This window comes from Phaeobacter sp. HF9A, assembly GCF_011806385.1.
In the GTDB taxonomy this organism is placed as follows: domain Bacteria; phylum Pseudomonadota; class Alphaproteobacteria; order Rhodobacterales; family Rhodobacteraceae; genus Epibacterium.
On record NZ_JAATOX010000129.1, the window covers coordinates 1 to 11119 of the forward strand.

The 11119-nt window shown below is 61.5% G+C and carries 13 protein-coding genes and 2 pseudogenes; 8 read left to right on the forward strand and 7 right to left on the reverse strand.

Annotated features, from left to right (window positions below; genetic code table 11):
* Window positions 1-203: pseudogene (locus HCZ87_RS17375) on the reverse strand (alpha/beta hydrolase); the annotation flags it as partial.
* A gap of 245 nt (window positions 204-448) precedes the next feature.
* Between HCZ87_RS17375 and thrS the strand changes: the two are divergent.
* From thrS to HCZ87_RS17400, 5 genes and pseudogenes are all read left to right on the forward strand, one after another.
* Window positions 449-2395, forward strand: a pseudogene (gene thrS / locus HCZ87_RS17380) (threonine--tRNA ligase).
* Window positions 2396-2613: 218 nt separating this feature from the next.
* Window positions 2614-2919 (forward strand): DUF2282 domain-containing protein, encoded by a 306-nt coding sequence (locus HCZ87_RS17385; RefSeq protein WP_167645799.1) that lies wholly within the window; start codon window positions 2614-2616, stop codon window positions 2917-2919.
* A gap of 129 nt (window positions 2920-3048) precedes the next feature.
* A complete protein-coding gene (locus tag HCZ87_RS17390; RefSeq protein WP_167645801.1) occupies window positions 3049-3924 on the forward strand; it encodes a DUF692 domain-containing protein in 876 nt (291 codons plus the stop codon).
* Window positions 3924-4682: a DNA-binding domain-containing protein gene (locus HCZ87_RS17395; RefSeq protein ID WP_167645803.1), complete on the forward strand. Its 759-nt coding sequence runs from the start codon at window positions 3924-3926 to the stop codon at window positions 4680-4682. Before HCZ87_RS17390 ends, HCZ87_RS17395 begins: the two co-directional genes overlap by 1 nt.
* Window positions 4679-5233, forward strand: a complete 555-nt coding sequence (locus HCZ87_RS17400) for a DoxX family protein (protein ID WP_167645805.1) — start codon at window positions 4679-4681, stop codon at window positions 5231-5233. The genes HCZ87_RS17395 and HCZ87_RS17400 overlap by 4 nt, the downstream gene beginning before the upstream one ends.
* 78 nt (window positions 5234-5311) lie before the next feature.
* Here the strand turns inward: HCZ87_RS17400 and HCZ87_RS17405 are convergent, their stop codons facing one another.
* A complete protein-coding gene (locus HCZ87_RS17405; RefSeq protein ID WP_167645807.1) occupies window positions 5312-5629 on the reverse strand; it encodes an ArsC/Spx/MgsR family protein in 318 nt (105 codons plus the stop codon).
* A 222-nt stretch (window positions 5630-5851) separates the two neighbouring features.
* Here HCZ87_RS17405 and HCZ87_RS17410 point away from each other — a divergent pair, with 222 nt between their 5' ends.
* The gene (locus HCZ87_RS17410; RefSeq protein WP_167645809.1) at window positions 5852-6058 is read left to right on the forward strand and encodes a cold-shock protein; all 207 of its coding nucleotides are present in this window, start codon (window positions 5852-5854) and stop codon (window positions 6056-6058) included.
* A gap of 96 nt (window positions 6059-6154) precedes the next feature.
* Here the strand turns inward: HCZ87_RS17410 and HCZ87_RS17415 are convergent, their stop codons facing one another.
* Window positions 6155-6637, reverse strand: a complete 483-nt coding sequence (locus HCZ87_RS17415; protein WP_167645812.1) for a dihydrofolate reductase — start codon at window positions 6635-6637, stop codon at window positions 6155-6157.
* 24 nt (window positions 6638-6661) lie between these two features.
* Complete coding sequence (locus HCZ87_RS17420) at window positions 6662-7495, reverse strand: thymidylate synthase (protein ID WP_167645814.1); 834 nt, start codon at window positions 7493-7495, stop codon at window positions 6662-6664.
* A 148-nt stretch (window positions 7496-7643) separates the two neighbouring features.
* Here HCZ87_RS17420 and HCZ87_RS17425 point away from each other — a divergent pair, with 148 nt between their 5' ends.
* Entirely contained in the window at window positions 7644-8072 is a 429-nt protein-coding gene (locus HCZ87_RS17425; RefSeq protein ID WP_167645816.1) for a VOC family protein, read from the forward strand.
* Between the two features lie 456 nt (window positions 8073-8528).
* Here the strand turns inward: HCZ87_RS17425 and HCZ87_RS17430 are convergent, their stop codons facing one another.
* The 3 genes from HCZ87_RS17430 to HCZ87_RS17440 all read right to left on the reverse strand — a co-directional run bounded on the left by HCZ87_RS17430 (window position 8529) and on the right by HCZ87_RS17440 (window position 9760).
* Window positions 8529-9026: a MarR family winged helix-turn-helix transcriptional regulator gene (locus HCZ87_RS17430; RefSeq protein ID WP_175582309.1), complete on the reverse strand. Its 498-nt coding sequence runs from the start codon at window positions 9024-9026 to the stop codon at window positions 8529-8531.
* Window positions 9027-9104: 78 nt separating this feature from the next.
* Window positions 9105-9362, reverse strand: a complete 258-nt coding sequence (locus HCZ87_RS17435) for a succinate dehydrogenase assembly factor 2 (protein ID WP_167645827.1) — start codon at window positions 9360-9362, stop codon at window positions 9105-9107.
* Window positions 9362-9760 (reverse strand): helix-turn-helix domain-containing protein, encoded by a 399-nt coding sequence (locus HCZ87_RS17440; RefSeq protein ID WP_167645821.1) that lies wholly within the window; start codon window positions 9758-9760, stop codon window positions 9362-9364. The genes HCZ87_RS17435 and HCZ87_RS17440 overlap by 1 nt, the downstream gene beginning before the upstream one ends.
* 82 nt (window positions 9761-9842) lie before the next feature.
* Between HCZ87_RS17440 and HCZ87_RS17445 the strand changes: the two genes are divergently transcribed.
* Window positions 9843-11045: a pyridoxal phosphate-dependent aminotransferase gene (locus HCZ87_RS17445; RefSeq protein WP_167645823.1), complete on the forward strand. Its 1203-nt coding sequence runs from the start codon at window positions 9843-9845 to the stop codon at window positions 11043-11045.
* The last annotated feature ends 74 nt before the right edge of the window (window positions 11046-11119 follow it).

An 11119-nucleotide genomic window follows, 5' to 3' on the forward strand; every position in this document is an offset into this window, starting at 1 on the left:
CCCGAACTTTCGCCGTGACCGGAGTAATCAAACCGCAAAAACGCCTGCCCCCGCGCCCGCGCCCATTCTTCCAGAAACAGCGCCTTGGTGCCCTCCATGTCGGACTTCAGCCCGCCCAGAAACACCACGCAAGGCCCCTGCCCCTCGGTCTTGTGATAGGCAATCCTGCGCCCCTGCGCCGTCTCCAGATACTGCGGTGCCATATGGTCCTCCAACTCCTGATTTTCCAAATCCATGCCACGCTTGCGCAGATTCTCCAAACCCCTTCATCTTTTTACAAATATCCCGGGGAGCGCGAGGGGCAGCGCCCCTCGCACCGGCCAGCAGCCCCCTCGCCCGCCGCCGCAAAACACTTGACCTCGCCGCGCCCCTCGGCCAAACAGCGCAAACGCATATAACCCGCAACCGGGCGTTCAGTGGGCGCCAAACCGACGAGGAGAGCCAGCACATGGCCCAGATTTCCCTCACTTTTCCCGATGGCAACGCACGCAACTTCGATGCCGGTGTAACCCCCGCAGAGGTCGCCGCCGAAAACTCCCCCTCCCTAGAGAAAAAAGAAATATAAGAAACCGACGACGGGAAGCACTGGGACCTCCAGTGGCCGATCAACAGCGATGCGCAAATCGCCATTCACACCCTCAAGGACGAGGCGCAGGCCAACGAGCTGATCCGCCACGACCTCGCCCATATCATGGCCCGCGCCGTGCAGGAGATCTGGCCCGACACCAAGGTCACCATCGGCCCGGTTATTGAAAACGGCTGGTATTACGACTTCGACCGCGCCGAGCCCTTCACCCCCGAAGACCTCGGCACCATCGAAAAGAAGATGAAAGAGATCATCAACAAACGCGAACCGGTGACCACGGAGGTCTGGGAGCGCGCGCGTGCGATCCAGCATTACACCGACAACAACGAACCTTATAAAGTCGAGCTGATCGATGCCATTCCGGGTGACGAGCCCCTGCGCATGTATTGGCACGGCGACTGGCAGGATCTTTGCCGCGGCCCGCACCTCCAGCACACCGGCCAGGTGCCGGGCGATGCCTTCAAGCTGATGTCGATCGCCGGCGCCTATTGGCGCGGCGACAGCAACCGTCAGATGCTGCAACGGATCTATGGCGTCGCCTTCACCGGCAAGGAAAAGCTCAAGGCGCATCTCACCATGCTGGAAGAGGCCGCCAAGCGCGACCACCGCAAGCTGGGCCGCGAGATGAACCTCTTTCACATGCAGGAAGAAGCCCCCGGCATGGTGTTCTGGCACCCCAACGGCTGGCGCATCTACACCACGCTTCAGGACTACATGCGCCGCATGCAGGACAAAAACGGCTATGTGGAGGTCAACACCCCACAGGTGGTGAACCGCAAGCTCTGGGAGGCCTCGGGCCACTGGGACAACTACCAGGAAAACATGTTCATTGTTGAGGTGGACGAAGATCACGCCCGCGAAAAGGCGGTGAACGCGCTCAAGCCGATGAACTGCCCCTGCCACATCCAGGTCTTCAACCAGGGTCTGAAATCCTACCGCGACCTGCCGCTGCGGATGGCCGAATTCGGCTCCTGCAACCGTTACGAGCCCTCCGGCGCCATGCATGGTATCATGCGGGTGCGCGGCTTTACCCAGGACGATGGCCATATCTTCTGCACCCCCGATCAGGTGGAATCGGAAACCAAGGAATTCGTCTCCTTCCTCGCCAAGGTCTATGCCGACCTCGGCTTTGACAAATGGCGCGTGAAACTCTCCACGCGGCCCGAAAAACGCGTCGGCACTGAAGAAAGCTGGGATCAGGCCGAGGCGGCCCTTGCCAGCGGCATCAAGGCGGCGGGGTATGATTATGAGATCCAGGAAGGCGAAGGCGCCTTCTACGGTCCGAAACTGGAATTCGTGCTCACCGATGCGATCGGCCGCGACTGGCAATGCGGCACGCTGCAAATCGACCCCAACCTGCCCGAACGTCTGGACGCCAGCTATGTCGGTCAGGACGGCGACAAGCACCGCCCCTTGATGCTGCACCGCGCGACGCTCGGCTCCTTTGAGCGTTTCATCGGCATCCTGATCGAGGAACACGCAGGCAAGCTGCCCTTCTGGCTCGCCCCGCGTCAGGTGGTGGTCGCTTCCATCACCTCCGAGGCCGATGACTACGTCAACGAGGTGGTCGAGATCCTGCGCGCCGCTGGCGTGCGCGCCGAGGCCGACATCCGCAACGAGAAGATCAACTACAAGGTCCGCGAACACTCGCTGGGCAAGGTGCCGGTCATTCTCGCCGTGGGTCACCGCGAAGTCGAAGAGCGCACCGTTTCCGTGCGGCGACTGGGGGAAAAACAGACCAAGGTCGAAACCCTTGCAAATGTTACAGAAGAGCTCGCGCGTGCCGCAACGCCGCCAGATCTGCTGTAACAAAACGAATTGATCTTGATAGAAACGGCTCCCGATCGGGGGCCGTTTTGTTACATCCAGACCTAACCCCCTGGACAAACATACAAAAATCACTGCGGCATTCTGACATCCTCTGACGCCCGCGTGAGACACGCTCTCGTGAGTTTGCTCCCATTGCCACCAAGGTTAGGTTAGAGCTGTCATTACAGACCCAGACACGACTTGAGGAGAACACGCCGATGTCGACCACACAGAAGACCCTCGCCGTTGCAGGCGCCGTTGCCGCTGCGCTGACCGCCGTCGCCACCACCCAGGCCTCTGCTCAGGCCAAGGAAAAATGCTATGGCGTTTCGCTGGCAGGCCAGAATGACTGCGCCGCCGGCCCCGGCACCACCTGCGCCGGCACCTCCACCGTGGATTACCAGGGCAACGCCTGGACCCTGGTCGACGCCGGCACCTGCGCGGATATTGAAATCCCCGCCGCCGCCGATGGCACCCCGCGCCATGGCGCGCTGGAAGCCCTGGATCGCGACCAGCCGGCCTAAGACCTTCGGTCTTTCTTGCACAGAACACGCCGGGCGCCCTGACCGGGGCGCCCGCTGCACTTTCCATGCTGCGCCGCGCGGCACCGGCCTTCATTGCGCCAGACCTGTTTGCCCCAGAAGAGAGGCGCCATGTCCGCATCTACCACCCCCACCCCGCTCCGCCTGAACCAGCTGCCCAATGCCGCAGGTGTTGGCTATAAGCCGCAGCATTTCCAGCAGATTCTGGACGCGCCCGGCCCGGTGCAATGGCTGGAGATCCACGCCGAGAACTACATGGGCGATGGCGGCCGGCCGCTGGCGCAGCTGCGCCACCTGGCCGAACGCTTTGCCATCTCGGTGCATGGTGTTGGCCTGTCGATCGGCGGCGAATCCCCATTGGATGCGGATCACCTCGCGCGGCTCAAGCAGCTCCTGAGCTGGCTCAACCCCGCCAGTTTTTCCGAACATCTGGCCTGGTCCACCCATGACAGCCATTTCTACAACGACCTGCTGCCGCTGCCCTATACCGACGCCACGCTGGCGCGCGTCTGTGATCACATCAATCAGGTGCAGGATCTCCTGGGCCGCCGCATGCTGCTGGAAAACCCGTCGAGCTACCTCGCCTTCGCCGAGAGCACCTGGGAGGAGCCCGCGTTTCTGCATGAAATCGCCCGCCGCACCGGCTGTGGCCTGCTCCTGGACGTCAACAACGTCTTTGTCTCCGCCACCAACCTCGGCTATCGCCCGCAGGACTACATCGCCGCCTACCCGCTTGATCTGGTGGGGGAAATCCACGTCGGCGGCCATGACGAGGACGAAGACGACCATGGCAAGCCGCTGCTGATCGACAGTCACGGCGCCGAGGTCGTCGATCCGGTCTGGGCGCTGCTTCGCGACACGCTGACCCGCTCCGGTGCCCGCCCGGTGCTGGTGGAATGGGACACCGATGTGCCCGACTGGCCGGTGCTGGCCGCCGAAGCCGCCCGCGCCGCCGCCGCGCTCACGCAGGCGCGAGAGGCCGCCTGATGTCGCGCCAGCAGGAGTTCACCCGCGCCATATTGAACGCGCAGCTGCCGGTGCCCGAAGGGCTCCTGGACGGCGAAATGCGCGCCGCCGGGCGACGTTTCAGCGTCTATCGCAACAATGTCGCCGTCTCCCTGACCGAAGCGCTGCATCAGGGCTTTCCGGTGATCGCGCGCCTTCTGGGCAAGGAAAACATGGACGGGCTCGCGGGGCTTTATCTGCGGGCCCATCCGCCAAAATCGCCGCTGATGATGCAGTATGGCGAGAGTTTCCCGGCGTTTCTCGACGGGATGGAGCAGCTTGCGCATCTTGGCTACCTCGGCGATGTGGCGCGGCTGGAGCTGGCCCTGCGCCGCAGCTACCACGCCGCCGACGCCGCGCCGATCGACGCGGAACAGCTCGCCGCCTTGCCGCCCGAGGCGCTGATGTCCTGCCGCCTGCGGTTTGCCCCCGCCATGGCGCTCCTGCGCGCGCCCTGGCCGATCTATTCGATCTGGCGCTACAACAGCCTTGATGGCGCCCCCAAACCGCAGGCCGGCGCCGAAGACGTGCTGATCACCCGCCCCGATTATGACCCGCAGCCCCAGCCGCTGCCGCCCGGCGCCGCCAGCTGGATCACGGCGCTTCAGGCGGGCGAGACGCTCGCGACCGCCACCGATATCGCCTATGCCGAAGCCCCCGATTTCGACCTCAGCGCCCCCTTGGCGCTGCTGATCAACGGCGCAGCCCTGACTGACGTCTTGCCAAAGGAACGCCCATGAACGTGCTGATTTCCCTACACAATATGGTATTTGACCTCGTTGAACGCGCAGGCAGCTGGCTGCTGCCGATGTTTGCCCGCTTTACCTTTGCCGCCGTGCTCCTGGTCTATTACTGGAACTCCGGCCTGACCAAGCTCGGCGATGGGATCTTCTCGCCCTCGATCGGCGCCTATAGCCAGATCTTTCCCAAACAGCTGGAGGCCGTTGGCTATGATGTCTCGCAGCTCGGCCTGTTTCACTGGGCCGTGGTGGTGGCGGGCACCTATGCGGAATTCCTGCTGCCGCTGCTGATCGTGATCGGCCTTGCCACCCGCCTTGCCGCGCTGGGGATGATCGGCTTTGTGGTGCTGCAATCCCTGACCGACGTCTATGGCCATGGGGTAACCGATGCCAAGACCCTCGGCGCCTGGTTCGACCGCGCCTCTGACAGCGCCATCATGGATCAGCGCCTGCTCTGGGTCTTTGTGCTCAGCGTGCTGGTGATTAAGGGCGCCGGGGCGTTTTCGGTCGATGCGATCCTGCGTCGCCGCCAGGCCACATTGCCCGCCTGACGCCTCTCATCTGACACACAACAGGGCGCGCCGTATCGCAACTGCGCGCCCTGTTGGTCGGCACTGCTACCGTCGCGCTCAGGCGACACCAAGCGCGGATTTCACATCATCCGTCCAGCCCAGATAGAGCCGCCCATCCGCCTCGATCAGCGGCCGTTTCATCAGACTCGGATGCTCCGCCAGCAGCTCCAGCGGTGCTTTTTTACGCTCATCTTCGCTCAAGCCTCGCCATGTGGTTGAGCGTGTATTGAGTAACTTATCCGAGAATTGTGCAAATGCCTGCTCAATCACCGCCCCCGGAACGCCGTCTTTGCGAACATCGACGAAGTCCACATCCCCTAGCGATTTCAGCGCCTTGCGGCATGTATCGCATGTCTTCAAACCATAGAGTTTCATACCCGTTCCTCGCTCAACAGGAAAGTTTCACACAATTTACGGTAGAGCCCCACCGATTTCCTTTGATTTTTTTTTGACCCGTGCCACAGTGATTGTGGCCCTTGTTAACCAAGGGTCTCGACGACCACAGCCCGAGCGATGCGGATCGACTTCGGCACCTGTGGGTGAAAGGTACTTTGGGCGCGCCCAGAGTGAAGTGCAAGTAAGAAGGAGACACGGGACATGCCAACCGGCACCGTGAAATGGTTCAACACCACCAAGGGCTATGGTTTTATTGAACCCGAAGAAGGCGGCAAAGATGTATTTGTTCACATTTCCGCCGTCGAACGCTCAGGCCTGACCGGCCTCGCGGACAATCAGAAAGTGGGATACGAGCTGGCCGAGGGTCGCGATGGCCGTCAGATGGCCAGCGACATTCGCCCACTCTAAGCCCTCCCCCAAAAACTCTGCTGCGCCCGAACAGGACTGGTCTGGATTGGGCGCAGCTGCGACCCTCCCCGCCTGCGCCGCGCGCCGAATCTGACCTCAGACCGGCTTGCGCAGATACTCTTGCAGCACACAGGCAGGCTCCGCCGCGCGCAGTGGCGCGTTTGCCACCACGCGCCATGCGCTTTCGTCAAAGGGGGGAAAATAGGCGTCGGCCTCGGCGATCTCCAGATCCACTTCGGTGATCATCAGCCGATCCGCATGCTCCAGCATCGCGCCATAGATCCCCGCGCCGCCGATCCCATAGATCCGCAGATAGCCCTCGCGCCGCGCCAATGCGATGGCCTCCGTGATCGAGGGCACCACCAGATCCGCGGCATCTGGGTTCGAGGACACCACGATATTCAACCGGTTTTTCAAAGGCTTGAACGGCAGCGACTCCCAGGTGTTGCGGCCCATGATAATGGCCCCGCCCAGGGTTTCGCGCTGAAACGCCTTCAGATCCTCCGGCGCGTGCCAGGGGATGTCATTGTCCTTGCCGATGGCGCCATTGCGCGCCCGCGCGACGATCAGGGTAATCATGCTCTTGCCTTCTTGCCGGAGGTCTCAGACCGCGACCGGAGCCTTGATGGTCGGGTCGGGATCATAGCCAATGACCTCGAAATCCTCAAATTTGAAATCAAAGATCGACTCCACATCCCGCGTGATCCGCATCTGTGGCAGCGGTTTGGGTGTGCGCGACAGCTGCAATTTTACCTGCTCGATGTGGTTGGAGTAGATATGCGCATCGCCCATTGTGTGCACAAATGTGCCAGCCTCATAGCCGCAGACATGCGCCAGCATCTGGAGCAGCAGCGCATAGGAGGCGATGTTGAATGGCACCCCAAGGAACATATCCGCCGAACGCTGATAGAGCTGCAAATGCATCTTGCCGCCCAGCACCCGCACCTGCCAGAGGCTGTGACAGGGCGGCAGCGCCATCTCGGGCACATCCGCCGGGTTCCAGGCCGAGACGATCAGCCGCCGGCTGTCGGGGCTCTTGCGGATCATCTCCACCAGATCGGCGATCTGATCCACCGTGCCCGCGCGATAGAGTGGCTCATCGCCCAGCGTGCCCTCTGCCAGCTCCAGCCGGGGAAAGCGACGCCATTGATGGCCATAAATCGGCCCCAGATCGCCGTTTTCATCCGCCCATTCGTCCCAGATCGAAACACCGTTCTCTTTCAGATATGTGATATTGGTGTCGCCGGAGACGAACCACAGAAGCTCGTGGATGATCGAGCGCAGATGCAGCTTCTTGGTGGTGACCAGCGGAAAACCATCGGCCAGATCATAGCGCTGCTGCATGCCAAAACAGGAGATCGTGCCGGTGCCGGTGCGATCCGTGGTTTCCACCCCGTGATCGAGGATATGCTGCAAAGCGGCGAGATACTGCTGCATGGGGAGACCTCCTGCTGTTTTTCTCGGTGATAGCCTGCGCCGTACTCAGATCCAAGCGCTTTGCGCCCGCCCCCTCGACATTCGCGCGCGGCTGCTTAGGTTAGGCGCGAGACAGGCCATTCCGGCTGCTGACAAAAAGGAGCACCCCATGCCGCTGAAATATCTGCACACGATGGTTCGCGTGAAAGATCTGGAAAAATCCATGGCATTTTATGAACTTCTGGGCCTGAAAGAGACCCGCCGCCATGACAGCGAAGGCGGCCGGTTTTCGCTGATCTTCATGGCGCCTCCGGGGCAAGAGGACTGCCCGGTGGAGCTGACCTGGAACTGGGACGGCGATGACGAGCTGCCCTCCGACAGCCGTCATTTCGGCCATCTCGCCTATGAGGTGGATGATATCTACGCCACCTGCCAGCACCTGATGGACAATGGCGTGACCATCAACCGCCCGCCGCGCGACGGCAACATGGCCTTTGTGCGCTCGCCCGATAATATCTCGGTCGAATTGTTGCAGGCGGGCGAACCGCTCGCCCCGGCAGAGCCCTGGGCCAGCATGGAAAACACCGGCCACTGGTAAGCCCTGAGGACGGATTTGCCCAACCCAACTGGGCGGATCCGCGCCTGGCCCGGATCGGCGCGACATCCGGGCGGCCACGCAAACGAACGGGGCTGTGATCACGGCCCCGGTCCACGCTCAAGACAGTCGTGCAAACACGCCATCCTCAAACGCCGGTCAGGTGTCCCATAGGGTCACCGTCGCAGCACTCCAGATCAGCAGGAGATGCAACGTCTTGCGTGCATATTGTAACGGATTGCCGAATTTTCCGGCTTCGGCGGTGCCTCGGTTGCTTCTGCAACCTCCCCCGTATCAGTCATCAATCCGCGATTTGCGGCAGGATCAACAGGGTTAACATTTCCTCAAAGGTATCTGATTTTCTTGACTAAGTCCGGCTATGGCGGGTTTGGCGATCAATCAGGGGCCTCTTGGATCTGTCTTGGAACTTCCCGGGTCGTCTGACCCAAAAAGCGGCGCTTAGTAGATGTAGCGAATCTGGTCAGACCAGTAGCGCTCCATACGTTTGAGGGAGCCGGTGATATCCTCGATCCCTTCGGCGCTGATCACGCCTTTGGTCTCCAGGCCCTCGGCGTGACGCGAAAACAGCGACGCAACAACGTCACGGATTTCCCGGCCCCGAGGGGTGAGGCGCACGCGCACCGACCGACGGTCGATCTCGCAGCGCTGATGGTGCATATAGCCCATCTCCACCAGCTTCTTCAGATTGTAGCTGACATTGCTGCCCTGGTAATACCCGCGGGATTTCAGCTCGCCCGCGGTTACCTCATTGTCGCCAATGTTGAACAGCAACAGAGCCTGCACCGCGTTGATGTCAAGGACACCCACACGTTCAAACTCATCCTTGATCACGTCAAGCAACAGGCGGTGAAGTCGCTCCACCAGCGCCAGGGCGTCAAGGTAACCAGTCATGAACCCTTTGCGGTCCAGCTGGCTGATTGGTCGTTCCATACTCATGAGCATCTCCGAATCGAAATGGCTTCATGAACAATGTGACGGGAATTTCCTGAAAATGCGTTAAACCGCTTTTCTCTTTTATTTTTCATATGTTCGAGCGATTTCACCGATCAACTCGCGAAAGCCCTCCGGCGCCGGGACCTGACCCGTTACCCATTGGTAAAGATCTTGGTCATTTTCCCGTAAAAGATGGTCATAGAGGTCCATCTTTTCCGCGTCCATCGCGGCCAGATTCGCCGTGGCATAGCCGGAGAGGAGGATATCCATCTCCTTGATGCCACGGCGCATGGAGCGCATGGACAACCGCTTGATCCGGGTCTCGCGGCTCTCCTCCATCATGCCGGTTCCTGATCCGCGGCCAGCCGGCGCAGCGCCTTTTCCAGCCGTCCGGCGCGCTCTGCCTGGCTGCGCAGATCCTCGCGCAGCGCGCGCAGCTCGCGGGCGATATCGGCCATGCTTTCGCCCAGCGTGTCTGCGCTCGGGGCCGACAGCTCGTCGCCTTCGCCGGTCAAAAGCCAGCTCATGGAGACATTCAACAGGCCCGACAGCGTCGACAGACGGTTGGCGCGCGGCTCGGACAGATCCTGCTCCCAGCCCACAAGGGTCGATTTCTTGACACCGATGCGACGGGCCAGCTGGCCCTGGGACATGCCTGCTTTTTCGCGCGCTGCGGCGACGCGGTCGCCAAAGGTTGCCGCGTCGGGGCCATACCAGTCTGTAGTTGTCTCGGTCATGTGTCTCTCCTTCAGGATGACTTGATTGCCGTTCATGCGCACCCTAAGAGGTTTCCATCCGACATTCAAACCGAGGCCCGACATGTCCTTTCTGTCTGCGACACTTTCTCGCGTTAAACCTTCGCCAACCATCGCCGTCACCAACAAGGCAAGCGAGCTCAAGGCGGCGGGGCGCGATGTCATCGGCCTTGGCGCGGGCGAGCCCGATTTTGACACGCCACAGAACATCAAGGATGCCGCCATCGCCGCCATCCAGGCCGGCAAAACCAAATACACCGCCGTGGATGGCATTGCCGAGCTGAAACAGGCGATCTGTGATAAATTCAAACGCGACAATGGCTTGGGCTATGTTCCGGCCCAGGTCACGGTGAATTCCGGCGGCAAGCAGACGCTCTATAATGCGCTGATGGCGACACTGAACCCGGGCGATGAGGTGATCATCCCCGCGCCCTATTGGGTCAGCTATCCCGATATGGTGCTGCTGGCCGGGGGCACGCCGGTCGCGGTGGAGGCAACGCTGGAAAACCGCTTCAAGCTGACCCCAGATCAGCTGGAGGCCGCGATCACGCCCAAGACAAAATGGCTGATCTTCAACTCGCCCTCCAACCCCACCGGCGCCGGATACACCCGCGACGAGCTGAAGGCGCTCACCGATGTGCTGCTGCGCCATCCCCATGTCTGGGTGATGACCGATGATATGTATGAACATCTTGCCTATGATGATTTCACCTTCTGCACCCCGGCAGAGGTGGAACCGGCGCTCTATGATCGCACGCTGACCTGCAATGGCGTCTCCAAGGCCTATGCGATGACCGGCTGGCGCATCGGCTATGCCGCAGGTCCCCAGGAGCTGATCACCGCGATGCGCAAGATCCAGTCGCAATCGACCTCCAACCCCTGCTCCGTCAGCCAATATGCCGCGCTGGAGGCGCTGAATGGGCCGCAGGACTACCTGGCGACCAACAACGAGATCTTCGTGCGCCGCCGCAATCTGGTGGTCTCCATGCTGTCGCAGATCGAGGGCGTCACCTGCCCGGTGCCGGAGGGGGCGTTTTACGTCTACCCTTCGATCGCCGGGCTGATCGGCAAGACCACGCCTGCGGGGACGCGGATTGAAACAGACGAGGATTTCGCCTCGGCGCTGCTGGAAGAGGCCAATGTCGCCGTGGTCTTTGGCGCCGCCTTCGGTCTCTCGCCCAACTTCCGTGTCAGCTACGCCACCTCGGACGAGGCGCTGACTGAAGCCTGCACCCGGATCCAGACCTTCTGCGCCTCGCTGACCTAAGCGGCGCGCCCGAGGGATTGCGCTGCGCTTTGCGCATCGCGGTGGGGCGGCAGCCGCGCCTTTCAGGCGCGGCT